Source organism: Micrococcus sp. TA1, from assembly GCF_014199555.1.
In the GTDB taxonomy this organism is placed as follows: domain Bacteria; phylum Actinomycetota; class Actinomycetes; order Actinomycetales; family Micrococcaceae; genus Citricoccus.
Genome location: NZ_JACHNW010000001.1, coordinates 1,543,195 through 1,566,210, shown reverse-complemented (window position 1 = coordinate 1,566,210; position 23,016 = coordinate 1,543,195). Strand labels below are relative to the sequence as shown.

Genomic DNA, 23,016 nt, shown 5'->3' with positions numbered 1-23,016 from the left:
GGAGTACCTTCCGTGAGCCTGTTGAACCCTGAACCGGCCCTTCTCGTCCTGGGCGACGGCACCGTCCACCGCGGCCAGGCCTACGGTGCCACCGGCACCACCCTCGGCGAGGCGGTCTTCACCACCGGCATGACCGGTTACCAGGAGACCCTGACCGACCCCTCCTACGCGCGGCAGATCATCGTGCAGACCGCGCCCCACATCGGCAACACCGGCGTGAACGACGAGGACGCGGAGTCCCGCGACATCTTCGCCGCGGGCTACGTGGTGCGGGACGCGGCACGCCGCCCGTCCAACTGGCGTGCCCGTCGCAGCCTCGACGAGGAGCTGGTGGCCCGCGGCGTCGTCGGGATCCAGGGGGTGGACACCCGGGCGATCACCCGGCACCTGCGCAGCGAGGGGTCCATGAAGGCCGGGATCTTCTCCGGCGAGGCCGCCCGGCGCCCCGAGGGCGAACTCATCGCCGAGGTCCAGGCCCAGCCGCCGATGGCCGGTGCCCGGCTGGCCGAGCAGGTCACCACGGACGCCCCCTACGTGGTGGAGCCCGCCGACCACGGCTGGCAGGGCGAGCCCCTGCACGAGATCGCCGCGATCGACCTGGGGATCAAGGCAGCCACCCCGCGCCACCTGGCCTCCCGCGGCGTCCGCCTGCACGTGCTGCCGGCCACCGCGACGTTCGAGGACATCACCGCCCTGGACCCCGCCGGCGTGTTCCTGTCCAACGGCCCGGGCGACCCGGCCACCGCGGACGAGCAGGTGGTCCTGCTGCGCCAGGTCCTGGACGCCGGGATCCCGTTCTTCGGCATCTGCTTCGGCAACCAGGTCTTCGGCCGCGCCCTCGGCTTCGGCACCTACAAGCTGCCCTTCGGCCACCGCGGGCCCAACCAGCCGGTGATGCACAAGACCACCGGCCGGGTGGAGATCACCTCCCAGAACCACGGCTTCGCCGTGGACGCGCCCCTCGGGGAGCCCGTCCAGGCACCCGAGTCCGCCTACGGCCGGGTGGAGGTCTCGCACTGGTCGCTCAACGACCAGGTCGTGGAGGGCCTGCGCCTGCTGGACCGCCCGGCCTTCTCCGTCCAGTTCCATCCCGAGTCCGCCGCCGGCCCCAACGACTCGATCGACCTGTTCGACGCGTTCATCACCATGATGACCGAGCACTCCGCCGCCGGCGCCCCCCAGACCACCAATCCCGCTGAAGGAGCCTGAACCCAGATGCCCAAGCGCACCGATCTGCAGTCCGTCCTGGTCATCGGTTCCGGCCCGATCGTCATCGGCCAGGCCGCCGAGTTCGACTACTCCGGCACCCAGGCCATCCGCGTCCTGAAGGAGGAGGGCCTGCGCGTCGTGCTGGTCAACTCCAACCCGGCCACGATCATGACTGACCCCGAGCTGGCCGACGCCACCTACGTGGAGCCCATCACCCCCGAGGTGGTCGAGAAGATCATCGCCGTCGAGCGCCCGGACGCCATCCTGCCGACCCTCGGCGGCCAGACCGCCCTGAACACGGCCATCGCCCTGGACGCCAACGGCGTGCTGGAGAAGTACGGGGTGGAGCTCATCGGCGCCAACATCGAGGCGATCGAGCTCGGCGAGGACCGCGAGAAGTTCAAGGGCGTGGTGGAGCGCTGCGGCGCGGAGTCGGCCCGCTCCGTGATCGTCCACTCCATGGACGAGGCCTTCGCCGCCGCCGAGACGCTCGGGTACCCGATGGTGGTCCGCCCCTCGTTCACGATGGGCGGCCTGGGTTCCGGCATGGCCTACGACGAGGAGGACCTGCGCCGCATCGCCGGTGCCGGCATCCAGTACAGCCCGACCTCCGAGGTCCTGCTCGAGGAGTCCATCCTCGGCTGGAAGGAGTACGAGCTGGAGATGATGCGGGACCGCAACGACAACGTCGTGGTCGTCTGCTCCATCGAGAACTTCGACCCGGTGGGCGTGCACACCGGTGACTCCATCACCGTGGCCCCGGCCATGACCCTGACGGACCGCGAGTACCAGCGGATGCGGGACATCGCGATCGCCGTCATCCGCGAGGTCGGCGTGGACACCGGCGGCTGCAACATCCAGTTCGCGGTGGAACCGTCCACCGGGCGGATCGTCGTCATCGAGATGAACCCGCGCGTGTCCCGGTCCTCGGCGCTGGCCTCCAAGGCCACCGGCTTCGCCATCGCCAAGATCGCCACCAAGCTCTCCCTGGGCTACACGCTCGACGAGATCCCCAACGACATCACCCGGAAGACCCCGGCGTCCTTCGAGCCGGTCCTGGACTACGTGGTGGTGAAGGTCCCGCGGTTCGCGTTCGAGAAGTTCCCCGCCGCCGACCCGACGCTGACCACCACCATGAAGTCGGTCGGCGAGGCCATGGCCATCGGCCGCAACTTCACCGAGGCGCTGCAGAAGGCCCTGCGCTCCCTGGAGCAGAAGGGCGCCGAGCTGTCCTTCGTGCGCCCGGCCCTGGACGAGGTCCCCGCCCTGATCGAGCAGTCCAGGGTCCCGACGACGGACCGGCTGGCCCAGGTGCAGCGGGCCCTGCTGGGCGGCGCCACCGTCGAGCAGCTCTTCGAGGCCACCGCGATCGACCCGTGGTTCCTGGACCAGCTGGTGCTCATCAACGAGGTGGCGGCCGAGGTTGCGGCCGCCCCCGAGCTGAGCGAGCCGGTCCTGCGGCTGGCCAAGCGCCACGGGTTCTCGGACGCCCAGATCGGCCAGCTGCGCCACATGGACCCCTCGGTCGTGCGCGGCGTCCGCCACGCCCTCGGCGTGCGGCCCGTCTACAAGACGGTGGACACCTGCGCCGCGGAGTTCGAGGCCTACACCCCGTACCGCTATTCCAGCTACGACCTCGAGGACGAGGTCACCGCGCACGACAAGCCCTCGGTCATCATCCTGGGTTCGGGCCCGAACCGGATCGGCCAGGGCATCGAGTTCGACTACTCGTGCGTCCACGCCACGCTGGCCCTGCGCGCCGCCGGGCACGAGACCGTGATGGTCAACTGCAACCCGGAGACCGTCTCCACGGACTACGACATCTCCGACCGGCTGTACTTCGAGCCGCTGACCCTCGAGGACGTCCTGGAGGTCATCGCCGCCGAGGAGCGCAGCGGGGGAGTGCTCGGGGTGTTCGTCCAGCTCGGTGGCCAGACCCCGCTCAAGCTCGCGCAGCAGCTCGCGGACGCCGGCGTGCCGATCCTCGGCACCTCGCCCGAGGCCATCGACCTGGCCGAGCACCGGGGCGAGTTCGCCCGGGTCCTGGACGAGGCCGGACTGGTGTCCCCCAAGAACGGGACCGCGGTGTCCTTCTCCGACGCCAAGAAGGTGGCGGACGAGATCGGCTACCCCGTCCTGGTGCGCCCCTCCTACGTGCTCGGCGGCCGCGGCATGGAGATCGTCTACGACGAGGTCTCGCTGTCCCGGTACATCGAGAACGCCACCGAGATCACCGTGGACCACCCGGTACTGGTGGACCGGTTCCTGGAGGACGCGACCGAGATCGACGTGGACGCCCTCTACGACGGCACCGACCTGTTCATCGGCGGCATCATGGAGCACATCGAGGAGGCCGGGATCCACTCGGGCGACTCCGCCTGCGTGCTGCCGCCCATCAACCTCGGCCCGGACACCCTGGACCGGGTCCGCGAGGCCACCCGCGGCATCGCGGCAGGCGTGGGCGTGCGCGGACTGATCAACATCCAGTTCGCGCTGGCCTCGGACGTGCTCTACGTGATCGAGGCCAACCCGCGCGCCTCCCGCACCGTGCCGTTCGTGTCCAAGGCCACCGGCGTGCAGCTGGCCAAGGCCGCGGCACTGATCGGTACCGGTCGCACGATCGCCGAGCTGCGCGCCGACGGCATGCTGCCCGCCAGCCACGACGGCTCCTCGCTGCCGCTGGACGCCCCGGTGGCGGTCAAGGAGGCCGTGCTGCCGTTCGCCCGGTTCCGGACCCCCGAGGGCCGCGTCGTGGACTCGCTGCTCGGCCCCGAGATGCGGTCCACCGGCGAGGTGATGGGCATCGACAAGTACTTCGACACGGCCTTCGCCAAGAGCCAGTCCGCCGCCAACAACCCGTTGCCGACCTCCGGCAAGGTGTTCCTCTCGGTCGCCAACCGGGACAAGCGCGGGATCGTCATGCCGGCCAAGCGGCTGATCGACCTCGGTTTCACGATCGTCTCCACCGGCGGCACCGCCGAGGTGCTGCGGCGCAACGGCGTGCAGGCGGACGTGGTCCGCAAGATCGCCGACGCCGGCTCCGCGGAGGGGGAGGGCACCGTGCTGGAACTGCTCGGCGCCGGCCAGATCGCCCTGGTCCTGAACACGCCCTCGGGCGGGGACTCGCGCGGGGACGGCTACGAGATCCGGGCCGCGGCGACCTCCATCGGCGTGCCGATGATCACCACGCTGGCCGAGTTCGGCGCCGCCATCCAGGCGATCGAGGCCCAGCGCGAGTACGCGTGGGACGTCACCTCCCTGCAGGAGCACGACGCGCGGCTGGCCGCCGCCATCGGCCGCGCGGGAACCGGGGCGTGAGCGACCCCGCGGCCTCCCCTGCCGGCCGGGCACCCTTCGGTGCCCGGCTGGCAGAGGCCATGGACGCCGCCGGGCCGCTGTGCCTGGGGATCGACCCGCACCCGCAGCTGCTCTCCGACTGGGACCTGCCGGACACCCCGGTGGCCCTGGAGCGCTTCTCCCAGACGGCACTGGAGGCCGCCACGGGAACCGGTGCGCAACCCCTCGTCGCCGCCCTCAAGCCACAGGTCGCCCTCTACGAACGGCACGGTTCCGCCGGGCTGGCCGTGCTGGAACGGCTCCTGTCCGCCGCACGCCGGGCGGGCGTGCTGACGATCGCCGACGCCAAGCGGGGTGACATCGGCTCGACGATGGCCGGGTACGCCCATGCCTGGCTCTCGGACTCCTCGGCGCTGGCCGCCGATGCCGTCACGCTCAGCCCGTACCTCGGCTACGGGTCGCTGGCCCCGGCCATCGAGCTGGCCGCGGCCACCGGGCGCGGCGTCTTCGTCCTGGCCCTGACGTCCAACCCGGAGGGCGCCTCGGTGCAGCACGCCACCGGGCCGGACGGCGCGGTCGCCCGGGTCATCGCCGAGGCGGCCACCGGGGACAACGCGCGGGAACTGGCCCGGGCCCCCGGCCCGCAGGGCGGCCCGGCCGGAGCGCGCCCGGCGTTCGGCCCGGTCGGACTCGTGGTCGGGGCGACCGTCGCCGGCCAGGCCGCGGAGCTCGGCATCGACCTGGCGGGAGTGCGCGGCGCCCTGCTGGCGCCGGGTTTCGGGGCCCAGGGGGCTTCCGGAGCGGGGATGCGCGACGGGTTCGCCCGGGCGTGGCCGTCCGTGCTGGCCACCTCCAGCCGCGCCATCCTGCGGCAGGGGCCCTCGGTGGCGGGACTGCGCGGTGCCCTGGAGTCCGCGCGGGACGAGCTGGCGGGCTGATCTGGATCGACACGCCCACCGTGACCGGGTCGTCATCTACCAGAGGGTAGTCGGTGGCCGCAAGGGCCTCCGATCACCGTTGGATAAAGTTTCGGCGCGGGACCGCGTCCAGACCTGCCCCTGGCCGCGTGGGGTTGGTAGCTTTTCTCCAAGTCACGGCACCACTGCCGTGGCGTGTGGATCTAGCCCGAGGTGGTTCACCATGGCCCTCAAGGAACTGACTTCCGAAGAACGGGAAGCCGCCAGGAGCAAGGCGCTGCAGGCACGGACCGCTCGCGCGGATCTCAAGGAATCGTTCCGTGCGGGGAAGACCACCCTGCAGTCGGTCTTCGAGACGGCCGACGTGGACGACGCGATCGGCCGGATGCGCACCGTGGACCTGCTGCAGACGCTGCAGGGCGTCGGCGAGGTGCGGGCGGCGAAGATCATGGAGACGTGCGGGATCTCACCGAACCGGCGGCTGCGCGGCCTGGGCCGGAGGCAACGTGAGGCGCTGATCGCCTATATTGGCCGGTAGTCCCCTACCGACCAGGAGGTCCCGTGACCGAGCCGACCATCGGCAGATCCGTCGGCTCGGCTGGCTCTGCCGGCCCTGGCGTGCCCGCCGGGCTGGAAGACATCGAGCCCCCGCCCGTGCCGGGTGCCCGACCGGTCAGCCTGCGTCCGGAGCACGGCGCGGCCCCCGCCGGACACCGGCCGGGCATCACCGTGCTCGCCGGACCGACCGCTGTCGGGAAGGGCACCGTCTCCCAGTTCATCCGGGAGCACTATCCACAGGTATGGCTCTCGGTCTCCGCCACCACCCGGCCCCCGCGGCCGGGGGAGGAAGACGGCCGGCACTACTTCTTCGTCTCCCCGGAGCGCTTCGACGAACTGGTCGAGCAGGACCAGATGCTCGAGTGGGCGGTGGTCCACGGGGTCAACCGCTACGGCACCCGGCGGGACACCGTCCAGCGGGCGTTGGCCGACGGTCAGCACGTGCTGCTGGAGATCGACCTGCAGGGCGCCCGGCAGGTGCGCGAGCGGCTGCCGGAGGCCACGTTCGTCTTCCTGTCCCCGCCGAACTGGGAGGAACTGGTCCACCGGCTGGTGGGCCGCGGCACGGAAACACCGGCCGAACAGCGGCGTCGGCTGGAAACGGCTAGAATGGAACTCGCTGCCGAGCCGGAGTTCGACGCCGTCGTGGTCAACGACACCGTGGAACGGGCCGCCCAGGAGCTGGTCCGCATCATGGGACTGGACCCGGACGACCGCCCCTGAGACGCGATCGAGGCAGCCACACAGACTGAGCCGCGGCTACAGCAGCGGACAACCGACAGACAACAGTGGAGATCCTGTGACCGAACAGTACGAAGGCATCGTCAACCCGCCCATCGACACCCTGCTGGAGAAGGTTGACTCGAAGTACGCCCTGGTGCTCTTCGCCGCCAAGCGCGCGCGCCAGATCAATGCCTACTACTCGCAGCTCCACGAGGGCCTGTTCGAGTACGTCGGCCCGCTGGTCGACACCAAGCTCAACGAGAAGCCGCTCTCCATCTCCCTGCGCGAGATCGAGTCGGACCTGCTCGAGGCCACCCCGATGACCGAGGAGCAGATCGCTGCCGAGGAGTCCGGTGACTTCGGCGCCTTCGACCTGCCCGGTTCCACGGACGCCGACTTCTCCGACGCCGGCTTCTCCGGCGAGGGCTTCCTGACCGACACCGAGGTGGCGGACGCGACCACCGACCCGGGCATCGCCACCGACGGGTCCCCGGTCGCCGAGGAGGCCATCAGCACCGACCTGGACGGCACCCCCACCGAGGGCACCGACGACGAGGCCGACCACCAGTCCTGATCACCCGATGAGGATCGTCCTGGGAGTCACCGGCGGGATCGCCGCGTACAAGTCCGCGCTGCTGCTGCGCCTGATGACCGAGGCCGGCCACACCGTGGACGTGGTCCCCACCCCGGCAGCCCTGGGCTTCGTGGGCAAGGCCACGTGGGAGGCACTCTCCGGACGTCCGGTGCGCACGGACACCTTCGAGGCCGTGGAGACCGTCAACCACGTCCGGCTGGGCCGCGAGGCCGAGCTGGTCGTCGTGGCACCGGCCACCGCGGACGCCATGGCGCGCGCCGCCGCCGGGCTTGCCCCGGACCTGCTGGGCAACGTCCTGCTCACCGCCACGTGCCCGGTCCTGGTCGTCCCGGCAATGCACACCGAGATGTGGCAGAACCCGGCGACCGTGGCCAACGTCGCGACCCTGCGCTCCCGCGGCATCACCGTCATGGACCCGGACTCGGGCCGTCTCACCGGCCAGGACACCGGTCCCGGGCGCTTCCCGGAACCCGAGCGCATCTGGGCCGAGGCCCAGCGGCTCGCCCGGCCCACCGAGTCCCCGGAGGCCGGTCCGCTGGCCGGACGCACCGTCGTCGTGACCGCCGGCGGCACCCGTGAGGCGCTGGATCCGGTCCGCTACCTCGGGAACCGCTCCTCCGGCAAGCAGGGCGTGGCCCTGGCGCAGGCCGCCGCGGCCGCCGGCGCCACCGTCCGCTTCATCGGCGGCGCCATGTCCGTGGAGCCGCCCGCTGGCACCGCCGTGACGCGCGTGGAGTCCACCCAGGAACTGCACGACGCGGTCATGGAGCAGTGTGCGGACGCCGATGCGCTCATCATGGCCGCTGCCGTCGCCGACTTCCGGCCCACCGAGTACACGGACGCCAAGATCAAGAAGTCCGAGGACGGCTCCAGCCCCGTGATCCACCTCGAGCGGACCCCGGACATCCTCGCCGGAACCGTCCGGGCGCGGTCCGAGGGCCGGCCCATGCCCGGTGTCATCGTCGGCTTCGGCGCCGAGACCGGTGACGCCGAGCGCTCCGTACTGGAACACGGCGCCGCGAAGCTGGCTCGCAAGGGGTGCGAGATGCTCGTGGTGAACCAGGTCGGCCGGGACCTCGGCTTCGGCCAGGACGTCAACGAGGTCACCATGCTCTTCGCCGACGGTCGCGACCCGGTCGAGGCGGCCGGGTCCAAGGCGGACGTCGCGGCCGCCGTGGTGGACCAGCTGGCCGGGCTGCTGCGGGGCTGACGGCGACGCCCGGCCATCGGTGTCCGCGTCCGTGGCTAGGATGGTCGGGTGACTGACGCAGACAACACCGCAGACATGGCCCAGCCCCGTGAGGCCGCCGGCTTCGAGTCCTACGCGGGCGTCGGGGGAGGTGGACTGCGCCTGTTCACCTCCGAGTCCGTGACCAGCGGCCACCCGGACAAGATCTGTGACCAGATCTCGGACGCGATCCTGGACGCGATCATCGCCCAGGACCCCACCGCGAAGGTGGCCGTGGAGACCCTGACGACCACTGGTCTGGTGCAGGTGGCCGGCGAGGTGAACACCTCTGCCTACGTGGAGATCCCGCAGATCGTGCGCGAGACCATCCTCGGGATCGGCTACGACTCCTCCGCCAACGGCTTCGACGGCGCACGCTGCGGCGTGAACATCTCCATCGGCCAGCAGTCCTCGGACATCCACGCGGGCGTGTCCACCTCCCTCGAGGCCCGCGGCGGCTCCGTGGACGCGGTGGACCTCCAGGGAGCCGGTGACCAGGGCATCATGTTCGGCTACGCCTCGAACGAGACCCCCACCTACATGCCGACCCCGATCTTCCTGGCGCACCGGCTCTCCGAGCGGCTGACCACGGTCCGCACCATGGACGAGTCGCCCATGCCCTACCTGCTGCCGGACGGCAAGACGCAGGTCACCGTCGGCTACGGCGAGGACGGCCTGCCCAAGACCATCGAGACCGTGGTGGTCTCCACCCAGCACCTGCCGGACGTCACGCAGGAGCAGGTGAGGGCAGACGTGGAGCGGCTCGTCATCCGCCCGGTCCTGGACCAGTCCGGCCTCGACTACTCCGGGGCGCAGGTCATCATCAACCCCGGTGGTCCCTTCGTCATCGGCGGACCGGTCGGCGATGCCGGCCTGACCGGGCGCAAGATCATCGTGGACACCTACGGCGGCATGGCCCGCCACGGAGGCGGTGCCTTCTCCGGCAAGGACCCGTCCAAGGTGGACCGCTCCGCGGCCTACGCGATGCGCTGGGTGGCCAAGAACGTGGTCGCCGCCGGACTGGCGGACCGCGCCGAGTTCCAGGTCGCCTACGCCATCGGCAAGGCCCGCCCCGTGGGCCTGTACGTGGACACCTTCGGCACCGCGAAGGTCGACGAGGCCGCCATCATCAAGGCGGTCAACGAGGTGTTCGACCTGCGTCCGCTGGCCATCATCCGGGACCTGAACCTGTTGCGGCCGATCTACCGGAAGACCGCCGCCCACGGTCACTTCGGCCGTGAGGACCCGGACTTCACCTGGGAGCGGCTGGACCGCGTCGACGCCCTGCGCGCCGCCGTCGGCTGGTGACCGAGGAGCCCCTCTTCCACATCCCGGTGCCCGCCCCGGTGACCGGTCTGCCCGAGGTCGCCGGGGGCTGGCCGGACGACCCCGTGGCCCGGGTCCTGCTGGACTCCGGGGTTCCCCACCTGGACCGGGAGTTCGACTACCTGGTGCCCCATGCGCTCGACGACGAGGCCCGCCCGGGGGTGCGGGTGCGGGTGCCCTTCGGCCACCAGGACGTGCTGGGCTGGCTCGTCTCGCGGGGTTCCGAGCCCTCGACCGGTGCCAAGCTGCTGCCCCTGCGCGCGGTGGTCTCCCGCGAGCAGGTCCTCGCACCGGAGGTCCTGGACCTGGCCCGCGCCGTCGCCGCGCGGTACGCCGGGAACGTGGCGGACGTCCTCCGCGTGGCCGTGCCACCCCGCGTGGTCCGGGTGGAGAAGCAGATGGACGCCGAGGCCGAGGCCCCGGAGGCCGTGGGGACAGCAGAGCCCGACCACCCGGGTGCCGCGGGTGAGGCCCCCGGTGCGGACGGCGCCGGCAGCGGTCCGGAGGCCGGATCGCCCGTCGGACCGGTTGTCGAGGCACCCGCCTCGGACCCCGCCCCGGACCCCGTCTCGACCGTGCCGGCTGCGGCCGAGCCCGGGTTCCGGCCCGATGCCGGCAGCCGCTTCGACTGGACCCGTCTGGACGGCGCCACCTCGTTCTTCCGGCAGGTCACCGCGGGAGAGGGGCCCCGGGCGGCGGTGACCGTGCCGAGCGCCCACGGCAGCTGGGACTCCGCCACCCTGCTGGCCGACGCGGCCGCGCGGACCGCCGAGGCCGGCCGGGCCGCCGTCGTGGTGGTCCCGGACCAGCGCGACCTGGACCGGCTCTGCCGGGCACTGGGCCGCCGCGTGGGCGCCGGCGCTTACGCGCGGCTGACCGCCGACGACGGCCCCACCCCCCGCTACCGGGCTTTCCTGCAGTTGCGGCGGGGTCAGCGGCGGATCGCGGTGGGCACGCGGTCCGCGATCTGGGCACCCGTGCCGGACCTCGGCCTGGTGGCCGTCTGGAACGACGACGACGCCCTGCACTCCGAACCGCGAGCGCCGTACCAGCACGTCCGGGAGGTGGCGCTGCTGCGTTCCGAGCTGGCCGGGGCCGGACTGTTGCTGGCCTCCACGTCGCGCACCCCCGAGGTCCAGCGGCTGGTCGAGTCCGGGTGGCTGGGGGAGCTGGGCGTGGACCGCCAGACGGTGCACGCCGCGACCCCGCGGGTCGTGGCCACCGCGGACTCCTGGGAGTCGGAGCGCGATCCGGTGCTGGCGCGCGCACGACTGCCGCAGGCCGCCTGGAAGGCCGCGCGGGAGGGACTGGAGGGCCGGCACGGCGAGCCCGGTCCCGTGCTCGTGCAGGTCGGCCGCAGCGGGTTCATTCCCGCCCTGAGCTGTCAGGACTGCGGGACACCGGCCCGCTGCCGGCACTGCACGGGCCCGCTGGGATACCCGGACCGGACGGCCTCCGCCCGGAACGAGACCGCTTGCCGGTGGTGTGGGCGGCGGGAGCGACAGTACGAGTGCCCCGAGTGCGGCAGCCACCGCCTGCGGGCCGGCTCCCGGGGCGTGGACCGCACCGCCGACGAGCTCGGACGGGCCTTCCCGGACACGCCGATCCTGTCCTCCTCGGGGGACCACATCCTCTCGACCGTGGACGGCACCCCGGCGCTGGTGGTCGCCACCATCGGTGCAGAACCCGTGGCCGAGGGTGGTTATACGGCGGCGCTGCTGCTCGACGGTGACAACCAGCTCCAACGCGAGGGGCTGCGCACCCCGGGGCAGGTGCTGTCGCGATGGTTCGCGGCGGCCGCCCTGGTCCGGCCGCGCCAGGACGGGGGCGTGGCCGTGGTCACCGCGTCGCAGGAGGACGTGGTGGGAGCCCTGGTGCGCATGGACGCCGCCGGGTACGCCTCGCGTCAACTGGCCGAGCGCCGTGAACTCGGGCTGCCGCCGGCCGTGCGGATGGCTGAGGTGTCCGGACCCGCCGACGCCGTGGCCGCGTTCATGGACCTCGTGGGCCCCCTCGGTGGGCCGTCCCCCCTGCCCTGGGTGGGACCGGTCCCGGTGGGCGACGACGCGGGATTCGGGCACGCGGACGGATCTGCCGGTCCGGTCCGGCACCGGGCACTGCTCTTCTTCCCCTATTCCGCAGCTCGGCGGGTCGTCGAGTCGTTGCGCGCCGCACGGGCGGCGGCCAGCGCCCGGCGGTTGACCGAGCCGGTGCGGTTGCGGATCGACCCGGTGGACCTGCCGTAGTCCATCCCGCGCGGTGGTGATCAGTCGGTCCGCAGGAAGTCCCGGATCACCCCGGCCGTCTCCGGGGCCCGTTCATAGTGGATGAGGTGCCCGACGCCGTCGAACACCTCCAGGCTGACCCGGGGAGAGACCTCGCGGATCCGACGGGCCAGGTGTTCCTGGCCCGCCACGGAGCCCAGCTCGTCCTGGGCGCCCGCCACGAGGAGGACGGGCAACGCCAAGCGATCGGCGACCTCCAGGACCGTTCCCCTGATCGACGCGCGATACGACTCCACCAGCACGCGGCGGTGGTCGAACGCGGAGAAGTACCTCTGATGCTGGTCGTGGAGGTACGCGAGCGTATGACGGTCCTTCGTCTTGGCCATCACCGTTCCCGTGAACCAGACGACCACCGGGGAGGACAGCAGGGCCATGCCCAACGACTCGGGCAGGGCCGCGGAGGCCGCGTAGTAACCCTGGGCCAGACGCGCCAGCGTCCGTTCTGAGCGGGTGCCGTCGACGGACAGGGCCGGCTCGCAGATCGGATTGACGAGGATGAGCTCGCTCCACCGCGACGGCTGCTCCGCAGCGAGGTGAGCGGCGACCACGGACCCGAAGGAATGGCCGAGCAGCACGGGCCTGGCCGCCGCCTCCGGTGCCGTGGCCGGGCGCCCTGCGTCGGGTATCGGGACCAGGCCCAGCGCGTGCACCGCAGCGCCCACGGCCGTGGCGTAGTGCGCGACGGTGTGCTCGGCGTCCGGGAAAGCGGGGGAGTGCCCGAACCCGGGCAGCTCGGGGAGGTAGAACTCCATCTCCGGGAGGCAGTCGGCGAGCAGCGTCAGCCCATGGTGATCGCCTCGGAACCCGTGGATCATGACCACCGGTGTGGTGGGTCCTTCTGCGCTCTGGCGGGGTGCCGTCGCGTAGTGCCAGACGGCGATCGGGGTGGCACGGCCAGAGACGGGGTCCGGCACCTCGACGATCCGCCGTTCCGGGGTCCTAGCCCGGTGGCCGGTGATCACCGCGGTGTCGCGCGGGGCCGGGGGGACGAGGAGGCGATCCCTCCACCGGATGGGCAGTGGGCGCCTGCCGCCTGGGGTCCGCTCGGTGTTCACACGGTCAGCCTACCGATCCGTCGTGGTCAGACGGTGAACGGCGGACTAGGTCAAACTCCCCATCCTCGGCCGATGAAGATGGGGGATTCGCCCGATCCACCGCCGGAGGCGGACTCCTAGCGTTGGTTCCGGAAGCATCAGCCGATCTGGAGAGCGACGAGGACCATGGACTTCGACTTGGCGGTACTGGCGGGAGTGATCTCCTCGATCGTCTTCGTCGGCAGCGTGCTGCCGATGCTGATCAAGGCCGTGCGGACCCGGGACCTGGCGTCGTACAGCCTGGGAAACCTCTTGCTGGCGAATCTCGGCAACGTCGTGCACTCCGTCTACGTGTTCAGCCTGCCGACCGGTCCCATCTGGGCCCTGCACGGCTTCTACCTTCTGACTTCGGCCTTCATGCTCGTGATGTACCTGCGCCATCGGGAACCACGGCCCCGGGAGGGGCTCGGCCATGATGTCTCCTCTGACGTCCTTCGGACCGACGGCCGCGTGGGCTCGGGATCTGAGGACGCCGGTCGGGCAGCGGCGGGACGACCCGAGGGCGACCTCCAGGCAGTCGGCGCCCTGCGCTAGCAACGTGGTCGATGGGCCCATCGCCTGATGCACCGACCCCGTCGTGGGGCGGCAGGTCAGTCTTCGATGAAGGGGTTGGCGCACGCCCAACCGTCGGGGTTCTGGTGGCAGTCCTCGGCGACGTTCTTGGCCTCGGATCGCCAGATGTCGGCTTCCACCGGGGTGCTGGGCACACTGGCGGTGCCGGGAATGGCGATCCAGGGGCCACCGTTGACGGAGAACTGTCCCCGGTAGGCGGTGGCCACGGTGACCGGGAAGGTACCGGTCTGCTGGTAGGCGTGGGACGTGGTGGTCTCCTGGTTGAACTCGCGCTGCGGCCCTCCCGGGGTGGTACTGACCAGCGGGGCACTGCCGTCGCCGTAGGTGAACGTCCACTGCACCGGGATTGCCTGGATGGCGACCGGCTGGCCCAGCATGGTGGTGTTGAGGGTCTGTGGCTTGTCGGTGGCATAGAAGTTGGTATTGGCCCGGATCAGTCCGAACCCGCCGGAGTCCGACTCGATCTTCGAGGGGGCTATGTCCAGACGCCGGAAGTCAGCGAGCGTCACGACGGGCATCGGTGGAGCCTCCGGCTCGGCCTCTGCTGGATCACTGATGACCGGGTCCGACGCTTCGGAGCAGAACGGTTGTCCGAAGCGTTGTAGCGAATTGGTGGGATCAGCACGTTCATAGCGTGCCCGGATGACGTACTGGCTTCCATCCTCGGTGCACAGGGTCTGCTCGATTTCGAAGCAGTCGATGTACCCTGTTCCGTCGTTTTCATGCCCCCCGAGGCAAAAGGGTTGAAGTAGCTCTACATATTTAGACTTGAGCCCGGTATTCGCCTTAGACCTGGAATTGGACTCAGATGACTCCGTACTTTCAAGGTCCACGGCCTTATCTCCAGTTGCCGCTTGATCCCGCTCGACTTTCACATCCGCACTGGCATCTCCCGTGTTGGCCTTAATGCGGCTGAACGGATCGTCATTATCGGCAACAGCCGTCATTGAACTAGCGGTCAGCAGTGCAGGAATTGTGCATGCAACCAACAACCTGGTCAGAGCTCCAGTCTTCATTGCACGCTCATGTCTTCAATCTGCCACTGCCCGCCGGAGTATCTGGCGCCGGCACCCCAGCCGACGTCTTTGCTTCCGTCACCCGAAGCCGACTCCACCCTTGAACCGTCGGGCCGGTAGACCTCACCGGGCGCCTCCGAAACCATCAAGATTGCCCGTCCACCGAGATTGTTGTTATCTAGCGAACTAAACGCGACCTCCATTTCTGTTTCTCCTATGTCTGCCCAACCGTCAGCCCTATAAATTGCTGGCCAGTTCTTGATCAACTCTTCACACAAGGCACAGTCTTCGGTCGAGATTGCTCGCAGTGGATCAGGGTCACCAGTCAGCTTGAGGTACCGCTCTGCTTCCCACCAATACTCCAGCGCGGCCTCCAGGCCTTCCTGGGTCTGCTCCGTGGCGGCAGTCGGCATCTCGGGTACCGGCACGTTCTGGGCGGGCCCTTCGGAGGACGCCGGGACGAACTCACCGTCCGCCGCCTCAGGCGACGCCGTCGAGGACCCCGAGGGTGCTGCCAAGTCCTTCCCGTTCTCAGATGCGCTCGGTTCCGGCGAGGCCTCGCTCGACGCCGAGGGAGTGCTCGCCGGGGATCCGGTGACCGGATCGTCGGCCCCACCGCCGCAAGCGGTCAGCGCCAGGGCCAGTACCGCCACGGCAACACCCGCCCGCCCGGTCGGGCGCCTCATCAGCAACGTGCTCACTCGTTCAGTCATGGAGGAACCCCCCGTCAGGCCACGAGGCCAGCCACCGGAGCCGCGCTCGCACGCCCCGGCCTGCCATCCCCACAGCAGTTCAAAGAGCCTAGTCATCCCGTGTCCCAGGCCACACTCGACATTCAAACACAGCCGCCCCATCCGCTGTCCGCCCTGTCCACAGCCGGTATCCTGCCGCCATGCCTCCCAGCGCCGTGATCAGCATCGACCAGGGCACCACCTCCACCCGCGTCGTGGTGATGGACCAGTCCGGCTCCATCATCGCCAGCGCCCAGCGCGAGCACCGCCAGCACTTCCCGCGCCCGGGCTGGGTGGAGCACGACCCGGTGGAGATCTGGGAGAACACCCGGGAGCTGAGTGGCCTGGCTCTGACCCGCGCCCGGATGCGCCCGGGGGACATCGCCGCCGTCGGGATCACGAACCAGCGCGAGACGACCGTCCTGTGGGACGCGGTCACCGGCCGGCCCGTCCACCGGGCCCTGGTCTGGCAGGATTCGCGCACCGACGCCCTCATGGCCCGGCTCCGCTCCGACGGACACGAGGACGCGGTCCGCGCCCGCACCGGACTGCCCCTGGCCTCCTACTTCGCCGCGGGCAAGATCGCCTGGATGCTGGAGAACGTTCCCGAGGCCGCCGACCTGGCCCGCAACGGCCGCCTGCGCGCCGGCACCATCGACAGCTGGCTGCTGTGGAACCTCACCGGCGGCACGGACGGCGGAGTCCACGCCACGGACGTCACCAACGCCTCGCGCACCCTGCTCATGGACCTGGACACCCTCGACTGGGACGAGGACCTCGCGTCGGTCTTCGGCATCGACCCGGACCTGGCCGCCTCGATGCTGCCCCGGATCCACCCGTCCGTGGGAGAGCTCGGCACCATCGTGGGGGCCGAACCACTGAACGGCGTCCCCGTCTGCGGCATCCTCGGCGACCAGCAGGCGGCGACCTTCGGCCAGGCGGCCTTCGACCGCGGGGACGTCAAGAACACCTACGGCACGGGATGCTTCATGCTGCAGAACACCGGCACGACGGCGGAGCCCTCCTCCCACGGACTCGTCACCACGGTCGCCTACCAGGTGGAGGACGCGCCGGCCGCCTACGCGCTGGAGGGGTCCGTGGCCGTGGCCGGCTCGCTCGTGCAGTGGCTGCGGGACAACCTCGGCCTCATCCGCACCTCGGCCGAGGTCGAGGCGCTCGCGGGCACCGTGGAGGACAACGGGGGCGTCTACTTCGTACCCGCGTTCTCCGGTCTCTACGCCCCGTACTGGCGCCCCGACGCCCGCGGGCTGATCGCCGGACTGACCGGTTATGCCACGGCGGGCCACCTGGCCCGAGCGGCCCTGGAGGCGACCGCCTACCAGTCGCGGGACGTGCTGGAGGCGGTGGTGGCGGACACCGGCCAGCGTCCTGAGGAACTGCGGGTGGACGGTGGCATGACCGTCAACGACGACCTGATGCAGTTCCAGGCCGACATCCTGGGCGTCCCGGTGGTGCGTCCGGAACAGGTGGAGACGACGGCGGTCGGGGCCGCCCATGCCGCGGGACTCGCCGCCGGCGTGTGGTCGGGCCTGGAGGAACTGGCCGGACTCTGGCGCGAGGGCGGCCGCTGGGAGCCGAGGATGGACGCCTCGCACCGCGAAGGACTCCTGTCCGGTTGGCAGAAGGCCATCAGCCGGTCGATGGGCTGGATGACGGAGCCGGCGTCGGAACGCGCCTGAGCGTAGGGCCGTGCCGGGTCCGGGGAACTGGCCCTGGTGTCCCGTGCTCGCGGCATTGAACGCCGCAGGGACCGCGCGCACACTGTGCCTGTCAACACCTTCCCTGGTCCCCGGGGCCAGGCGTGTACTAGGCGGTAGAGATGGACCTCCAGGCCGTGCGGCGGATGGCGTGGCCGCTCTTCCTCGTCGGTGCCCTGCTGTTGCTGGGTGCCGGCAACGAACTGCTGTACGGGATCACCATCCCGGCGCTCGCCCTCATCCTGATGCTGGTCGTCCCGGGGGACAGGCCCCGGCTGGCGATGCGCGTGGACTGGCCCGACCTCGCCGTGGTGGCAGTGCTGTACACCGGGGTCGTGGCGCTGTTCTGGCTGGCGTTCCGCGTGTTCACCCAGCAGAACACCCTGGGCCTGTTCCTGTGCTTCGCGGCCGGGATGCTGCTGGGCGTGGTGGGACCGGTCGTGTACACGACCTGGATCCGGCGCAGGGCGTTGGCCGAGCTCGGGTTCCGCCGGGACAACCTGCGTCAGGCGCTCATCCTGGGACTCGTCCTGGCGGCCGTGCAGTTCCTGCTCACGCTGTGGGGTTACGCCCTGCCACGTCCGGTGGACTGGGTCCCGTTGCTGTTCCTTGCCCTGACCGTCGGCCTCTTCGAAGTGGTCTACTTCCGCGGTTTCGTACAGACCCGGTTGGAGGCCTGCTTCGGTTCCGTGCCCGGCGTGGGCGGTGCTGCAGCCCTGTACGCCGCCTACCACATCGGCTACGGCATGGGCCTGAGGGAGATGGTGTTCCTCTTCGGGCTCGGTGTGGTGTATTCCACCGCATTCGCCGTGGTGCGCAACGTGGCCGTCCTCTGGCCCCTGCTGGTCCCGATGAGGTCCTTCTACAGCAACCTGCGCGGCGGGGACATCGTGCTGCCCTGGGCCGCGATCCTGGGCTTCGCCGACGTGCTGGCCGTGATGGTCACCGTCCTGTGGTTCGCGGCCAGGAGCGAGCGGCGTCGACGGGACGGCACGGGCACGGTCCGTCGTGGCGGGCCGGTTCACCGCCGGCAGCCGCCGTAGGCGCGGTTCCGAGGCGACAGCCGCCGCGGAGTAGGATGGGCGGGCGCGTCGAGCGCCCGGTTGACGGGCCGGCGTCGTGATGTTGACACCCCGTTTCCACCGCACTTCAAGGACAGGACTTCCGTGAGCCAGGCAGCGCAAGGTACTCCCCAGGACCCCGTGACGGGGCAGGCCACCCAGGCCGCGCCCGAGGAGTACTCGTTCCGGGCCCTAGAGGACCGCTGGGGCGGTTACTGGGAGAAGCACGAGACCTTCGCGCCGCTGGACGACGGGTCCGCGGAGCGCCGCTACGTGCTGGACATGTTCCCCTACCCGTCCGGTGACCTGCACATGGGCCACGCGGAGGCCTTCGCCATGGGCGACGTCGTCGCCCGGTACTGGACGCAACTCGGCTACGACGTGATGCACCCGATCGGCTGGGACTCCTTCGGGCTGCCCGCGGAGAACGCCGCCATCAAGAACAACGCCCACCCGGCCGAGTGGACCTACCGGAACATCGAGACGCAGAAGTCCTCGTTCCAGCGCTACGCGATCTCCACCGACTGGTCCCGCCAGCTGCACACCTCCGACCCCGAGTACTACCGGTGGACCCAGTGGCTGTTCCAGCAGTTCTACGCCAAGGGCCTGGCCTACCGGAAGGACTCCCCGGTCAACTGGTGCCCGAAGGACCAGACGGTGCTGGCCAACGAGCAGGTCGTCAATGGCGCCTGCGAACGCTGCGGCACCCAGGTGACCAAGAAGTCCCTGAACCAGTGGTACTTCAAGATCACCGACTACGCCGATCGTCTGCTCGAGGACATGTCCGAGCTGGAGGGCCACTGGCCCGATCGCGTGCTGGCGATGCAGCGCAACTGGATCGGCCGCTCCGAGGGAGCCCACGTGGACTTCCAGGTCGAGGCGCGCAACGGCCAGCCCGGCCAGTCGATCACCGTGTTCACCACCCGCCCGGACACCCTGTTCGGCTCGACCTTCATGGTCGTGGCTGCGGACGCCGACCTGGCCCTGGAACTGGTGGACCCGGAGCACCGCGAGGCCCTGGAGGCCTACCGCGAGGAACTGACGCACGTCTCGGAGATCGAGCGGCAGTCCACCGAACGCTCCAAGACCGGGGTCTTCCTGGGCCGGTATGCCGTGAACCCGCTGAACGGCGAGCGGCTGCCGATCTGGGCCTCCGACTACGTCCTGGCCGACTACGGCACCGGCGCCATCATGGCCGTGCCCGCCCACGACCAGCGCGACCTGGATTTCGCCCGCGCCATGGACCTGACCGTGCGCATGGTCGTGGACACCGGTGAGGAGGACCCGGCGGTTTCTGGCGTGGCCACCACCGGGGACGGCACCCTGGTGAACTCCGGCGAGCTGGACGGCCTGGACAAGGCCGCCGCGATCAGCCGCGCCATCGAGATCCTGGACGGCCGGGGCACCGGCCGCGGCACCGTGAACTACCGCCTGCGGGACTGGCTGCTGTCCCGCCAGCGGTTCTGGGGCGCACCGATCCCGATCGTGCACTGCGCCGGTTGTGGCGAGGTCCCCGTGCCGGAGGACCAGCTGCCCGTGCTGCTGCCGACCGACGTCACCGGGGAGAAGCTGGCGCCGAAGGGCAAGTCCCCGCTGGCCGGCATCGAGGAGTGGGTCAACACCACGTGCCCGTCCTGCGGGGGCGCGGCGCTGCGGGACACCGACACCATGGACACCTTCGTGGACTCGTCCTGGTACTACATCCGCTACGCCTCGGCCCACGACGACACCCAGGTCTTCGACCGCGACGCCGTGGACCGCTGGCTGCCGGTGGACCAGTACGTCGGCGGCGTGGAGCACGCGATCCTGCACCTGCTCTACTCGCGTTTCTTCACCAAGGCGCTCTACGACATGGGCCTGGTGTCCTTCACGGAGCCGTTCAAGGCGCTGCTGAACCAGGGCCAGGTGCTCAACGGCGGCAAGGCCATGTCCAAGTCGCTCGGCAACGGGGTGGACCTCGGCGAGCAGCTGGACACCTTCGGCGTGGACGCGGTGCGCCTGACGATGATCTTCGCTTCCCCGCCGGAGGACGACGTGGACTGGGCGGACGTCTCGCCGTCGGGCTCGGCCAAGTTCCTGGCCCGTGCGTGGCGGCTGGCCCAGGACGTGCAGTCCGCCGGCGCGGCGCCGGGCACGGATCCCGACGGCGGCGTGAAGTCCCTGCGCCAGGTCACCCACCGCACGGTGGCGGATGCCGCCCGGTTGCTGGACGAGCACAAGTTCAACGTGGTCATCGCCCGGACCATGGAGCTCGTCAACGCCGCCCGCAAGGAGATCGACTCCGGTGCCGGCGCGGGCGACCCCGCCGTCCGGGAGGCCGTGGAGGCCGTGGCCGTGCTGCTGAGCCTGTTCGCCCCCTACACCGCCGAGGACATGTGGGCCCGGTTGGGCCACGAGCCGTCGGTGGCCCGGGCCGGCTGGCCGGCCGTGGACGAGGCGCTGCTGGTGGAGGACACCACCACCGCCGTGGTCCAGGTCAAGGGCAAGGTCCGGGACCGCCTCGAGGTGGCCGTGGACATCTCCGCGGCCGACCTGGAGGCGCTGGCGCTGGCGTCCGAGGCCGTCCAGCGCGTCCTCGACGGGGCCGAGGTCCGCAAGGTCATCGTGCGCGAGCCGAAGCTGGTCAACATCGTCATCTGAGACCCAGAGCAGGCGACCCGGGGCCGTGGTGCCCCGGGTCGCCTAGGTTAAAGCCGGAACCGTCGGGCGTTGAAGGGAGTGCGCGTGGTCGACATCGCCGACTGGCAGGCCGCCATGCTCGTCCGGATCCGCCAGCTGCGGGCCGCCCAGAGCGGCCGGGTCCGGCTCGGACTCCGTCCGCCGCGGAAGGGGCGGACCGCGATCGTCACCGACTCCTCGGCCTCGATCCCGGCCGAGGTGCTCGCCCACCCGCTGGCCCGCGGCCTGCGCCAGGTGCCCATGCCGGTGATGATCGGCGACCAGATCTACACGGACGGCACTCCCGACCTGCTGCGGGAGCTGCCCCTGGCCCTGGCCGCCGGGACACCCGTGAAGACCTCGCGGCCCTCACCTGGGGCGTTCAGTGCCGTGTACCAGTCGCTGGCCGAGGCCGGTTTCGAGCAGATCATCTCCGTCCACTTGTCCGGCAGGCTGTCCGGGACCGTGGAGGCGGCGCGGCTGGCCGCGCGGGAGTCCCTCATCCCCGTCTCGGTGGTCGATTCGCACACGGCCGGGTTCGCGCTCGGAACGGTGGTGATCGACGCCGTGATCGGGGCGGGCTTCGGCGTGGCCCCGGACCAGCTGGTGTCCGCCGTGGACGCGGCGAGCCAGGACGCCGGGGTGTTCTTCACCGTGCCCAACCTGGAGCAGTTGCGCCGGGGCGGTCGGATCGGGACGGTGGCGGGCCTGCTGGGGTCCCTGTTGCACGTCAAGCCGGTGCTCACGCTCGAGGACGGGGTGGTCTCCCTCGTCGACCGGCCGCGCACCACGGCCCGGGCGACGGAGCGTCTGGTCGAACTGGTCCGGGAGGCGGCGCAGGACTCGGACCCGCCGGGGCCCTCCGAGCGCATCGCGGTCCACGGCTTCGGCAACCAGGAGGCCGCCCACGAACTGGCCGGCCGCCTGCAGAGCCTGTCCGCGATGCCCGTGCCGGTGATCCGGCTCCCCGCGGTGCTGGCCGCGCACCTGGGCCTGGGGGCGCTCGGGGTCACGATGAACCCGGTGCCCACTCCACAGCCCGCCTCCTGACGGCGTGTCGCACCCTCACGGTGCCCTGACCTGCCCGTGGGCCCGTCCCGCCGGACGAGGGTGGAGGCATGGGACGCCACAGCCAGGACGACACCTCCGTGACGGGGGACTGGGAGCAGCCGCCTCCGGTGGCCCCCTTGTGGCGGGGGCGCGTCGTGACCTCCGCCGTCCTGTTGCTGGCGGTGCTCGCCGCCACGTGGTGGGCCGTCAGCTGGCTGATCTCACCGGCCGGGCCGACGGGCACCCCGGCACCCCAGGCCGCCGCCCTCGAGAACCGGGAGGGGCACCGCGGCCGTGACGCCGAGGACGCTGAACAGCGGGCGGGCACGGACCGCGGCCCCTCGTCCACGGCAGTGCCCGGACCACCGGAAGCCGGCCGGCCAGGCGTCGGGCCGTCATCGGTGGACCAGGACGACGGCACGGTGGGCACCGCCCCCGGGGCCGTGATCGTGCACGTGGCGGGAGAGGTCCACGAACCGGGGCTCGTGGAGCTGCCGCCCGGTTCCCGCGTTGCCGACGCCCTCCATGCCGCCGGCGGGTCGACGACGCGGGCGAGACTCGACCTGCTGAACCTCGCCGCACCGGCCGTGGACGCCAGCCAGATCCTCGTGCCCGGACCGGACACCCCACTGGCGACCGGTGGGACGGAACCCGGTAGTGGTCCTGGAGGACAGCCGGTGAACGAGGCTCCGGGTGAACCCGGCTCCCCGAGCGGCACGGTCAACGTCAACACGGCGGATGCCGCCGAGCTCGAACAGCTGCCCGGCATCGGCCCCGCGCTGGCCGGCAGGATCGTCGACCACCGCGAGCAGGTCGGACCCTACGGGTCGCTGGCGGACCTGGACGCGGTGTCCGGCATCGGCCCGGCCATGATGGAACGCCTCGACGGACTCGTCAGCTGGTGAGACGACCACGAGGGCGGCCCCAGAGTCGGGGTCGAGGGCGCACCCGGGCCGGTCCCACCGCATCCGGCCCGG

Annotated in this window: 18 protein-coding genes; 15 read left to right on the top strand and 3 right to left on the bottom strand. The window is 71.0% G+C overall.

Going from position 1 to position 23,016, the window contains the following annotated elements; all coding sequences use genetic code 11:
• Positions 1–12: 12 nt before the first annotated feature.
• From carA to GGQ69_RS06815, 9 genes are all read left to right on the top strand, one after another.
• Complete coding sequence (gene carA / locus GGQ69_RS06855; RefSeq protein ID WP_183526314.1) at positions 13–1,209, top strand: glutamine-hydrolyzing carbamoyl-phosphate synthase small subunit; 1,197 nt, start codon at positions 13–15, stop codon at positions 1,207–1,209.
• A 6-nt stretch (positions 1,210–1,215) separates the two neighbouring features.
• A complete protein-coding gene (gene carB / locus GGQ69_RS06850) occupies positions 1,216–4,527 on the top strand; it encodes a carbamoyl-phosphate synthase large subunit (protein ID WP_183526299.1) in 3,312 nt (1,103 codons plus the stop codon).
• On the top strand, positions 4,524–5,444 hold the full coding sequence (gene pyrF, locus GGQ69_RS06845; RefSeq protein WP_183526283.1) for an orotidine-5'-phosphate decarboxylase: 921 nt from the start codon (positions 4,524–4,526) through the stop codon (positions 5,442–5,444). The genes carB and pyrF overlap by 4 nt, the downstream gene beginning before the upstream one ends.
• Positions 5,445–5,646: 202 nt before the next feature.
• A complete protein-coding gene (mihF, locus tag GGQ69_RS06840; RefSeq protein ID WP_010143257.1) occupies positions 5,647–5,961 on the top strand; it encodes an integration host factor, actinobacterial type in 315 nt (104 codons plus the stop codon).
• Between the two features lie 140 nt (positions 5,962–6,101).
• Positions 6,102–6,704 carry a guanylate kinase gene (gene gmk / locus GGQ69_RS06835; protein WP_183528386.1) on the top strand — a complete coding sequence of 201 codons (603 nt, stop codon included), beginning with the start codon at positions 6,102–6,104 and terminating at the stop codon, positions 6,702–6,704.
• 76 nt (positions 6,705–6,780) lie between these two features.
• A complete protein-coding gene (gene rpoZ / locus GGQ69_RS06830; RefSeq protein WP_298044225.1) occupies positions 6,781–7,278 on the top strand; it encodes a DNA-directed RNA polymerase subunit omega in 498 nt (165 codons plus the stop codon).
• A 7-nt stretch (positions 7,279–7,285) separates the two neighbouring features.
• Positions 7,286–8,509 carry a bifunctional phosphopantothenoylcysteine decarboxylase/phosphopantothenate--cysteine ligase CoaBC gene (gene coaBC, locus GGQ69_RS06825; RefSeq protein WP_183526280.1) on the top strand — a complete coding sequence of 408 codons (1,224 nt, stop codon included), beginning with the start codon at positions 7,286–7,288 and terminating at the stop codon, positions 8,507–8,509.
• Positions 8,510–8,584: 75 nt separating this feature from the next.
• A complete protein-coding gene (metK, locus tag GGQ69_RS06820) occupies positions 8,585–9,835 on the top strand; it encodes a methionine adenosyltransferase (RefSeq protein WP_183528382.1) in 1,251 nt (416 codons plus the stop codon).
• Positions 9,832–12,099, top strand: coding sequence for a primosomal protein N' (locus GGQ69_RS06815; RefSeq protein ID WP_183526277.1), 2,268 nt, complete (start codon positions 9,832–9,834; stop codon positions 12,097–12,099). Before metK ends, GGQ69_RS06815 begins: the two co-directional genes overlap by 4 nt.
• A 20-nt stretch (positions 12,100–12,119) precedes the next feature.
• On the opposite strand, the gene GGQ69_RS06810 is transcribed toward GGQ69_RS06815, so the two are convergent.
• Positions 12,120–12,953: an alpha/beta fold hydrolase gene (locus GGQ69_RS06810; RefSeq protein ID WP_255459607.1), complete on the bottom strand. Its 834-nt coding sequence runs from the start codon at positions 12,951–12,953 to the stop codon at positions 12,120–12,122.
• 405 nt (positions 12,954–13,358) lie between these two features.
• Between GGQ69_RS06810 and GGQ69_RS06805 the strand changes: the two genes are divergently transcribed.
• Positions 13,359–13,766 carry a hypothetical protein gene (locus GGQ69_RS06805; protein WP_255459440.1) on the top strand — a complete coding sequence of 136 codons (408 nt, stop codon included), beginning with the start codon at positions 13,359–13,361 and terminating at the stop codon, positions 13,764–13,766.
• A 56-nt stretch (positions 13,767–13,822) separates the two neighbouring features.
• Here the strand turns inward: GGQ69_RS06805 and GGQ69_RS06800 are convergent, their stop codons facing one another.
• Positions 13,823–14,752: a hypothetical protein gene (locus GGQ69_RS06800; RefSeq protein ID WP_183526271.1), complete on the bottom strand. Its 930-nt coding sequence runs from the start codon at positions 14,750–14,752 to the stop codon at positions 13,823–13,825.
• A gap of 65 nt (positions 14,753–14,817) precedes the next feature.
• Complete coding sequence (locus GGQ69_RS06795; RefSeq protein ID WP_183526268.1) at positions 14,818–15,522, bottom strand: DUF6318 family protein; 705 nt, start codon at positions 15,520–15,522, stop codon at positions 14,818–14,820.
• 191 nt (positions 15,523–15,713) lie between these two features.
• Between GGQ69_RS06795 and glpK the strand changes: the two genes are divergently transcribed.
• From glpK to GGQ69_RS06770, 5 genes are all read left to right on the top strand, one after another.
• A complete protein-coding gene (gene glpK / locus GGQ69_RS06790; RefSeq protein ID WP_183526233.1) occupies positions 15,714–17,252 on the top strand; it encodes a glycerol kinase GlpK in 1,539 nt (512 codons plus the stop codon).
• Positions 17,253–17,392: 140 nt separating this feature from the next.
• On the top strand, positions 17,393–18,313 hold the full coding sequence (locus GGQ69_RS06785; protein WP_183526230.1) for a type II CAAX prenyl endopeptidase Rce1 family protein: 921 nt from the start codon (positions 17,393–17,395) through the stop codon (positions 18,311–18,313).
• Between the two features lie 159 nt (positions 18,314–18,472).
• The gene (leuS, locus tag GGQ69_RS06780; protein ID WP_183528380.1) at positions 18,473–20,971 is read left to right on the top strand and encodes a leucine--tRNA ligase; all 2,499 of its coding nucleotides are present in this window, start codon (positions 18,473–18,475) and stop codon (positions 20,969–20,971) included.
• Between the two features lie 84 nt (positions 20,972–21,055).
• The gene (locus GGQ69_RS06775) at positions 21,056–22,039 is read left to right on the top strand and encodes a DegV family protein (protein WP_370577123.1); all 984 of its coding nucleotides are present in this window, start codon (positions 21,056–21,058) and stop codon (positions 22,037–22,039) included.
• 68 nt (positions 22,040–22,107) lie between these two features.
• A complete protein-coding gene (locus GGQ69_RS06770; protein ID WP_183526225.1) occupies positions 22,108–22,944 on the top strand; it encodes a ComEA family DNA-binding protein in 837 nt (278 codons plus the stop codon).
• Positions 22,945–23,016 lie beyond the last annotated feature (72 nt).

Bases quoted from the DNA above. Each gene is read 5' to 3' on its own strand.
- carB (WP_183526299.1), top strand. From the start codon at position 1,216: ATGCCCAAGCGCACCGATCTGCAGTCCGTCCTGGTCATCGGTTCCGGC.
- mihF (WP_010143257.1), top strand. From the start codon at position 5,647: ATGGCCCTCAAGGAACTGACTTCCGAAGAACGGGAAGCCGCCAGGAGC.
- coaBC (WP_183526280.1), top strand. From the start codon at position 7,286: ATGAGGATCGTCCTGGGAGTCACCGGCGGGATCGCCGCGTACAAGTCC.
- metK (WP_183528382.1), top strand. From the start codon at position 8,585: ATGGCCCAGCCCCGTGAGGCCGCCGGCTTCGAGTCCTACGCGGGCGTC.
- GGQ69_RS06810 (WP_255459607.1), bottom strand. From the start codon at position 12,953: ATGATCCACGGGTTCCGAGGCGATCACCATGGGCTGACGCTGCTCGCC.
- GGQ69_RS06805 (WP_255459440.1), top strand. From the start codon at position 13,359: ATGGACTTCGACTTGGCGGTACTGGCGGGAGTGATCTCCTCGATCGTC.
- GGQ69_RS06800 (WP_183526271.1), bottom strand. From the start codon at position 14,752: ATGACGGCTGTTGCCGATAATGACGATCCGTTCAGCCGCATTAAGGCC.
- glpK (WP_183526233.1), top strand. From the start codon at position 15,714: ATGCCTCCCAGCGCCGTGATCAGCATCGACCAGGGCACCACCTCCACC.
- GGQ69_RS06785 (WP_183526230.1), top strand. From the start codon at position 17,393: ATGGACCTCCAGGCCGTGCGGCGGATGGCGTGGCCGCTCTTCCTCGTC.
- GGQ69_RS06770 (WP_183526225.1), top strand. From the start codon at position 22,108: ATGGGACGCCACAGCCAGGACGACACCTCCGTGACGGGGGACTGGGAG.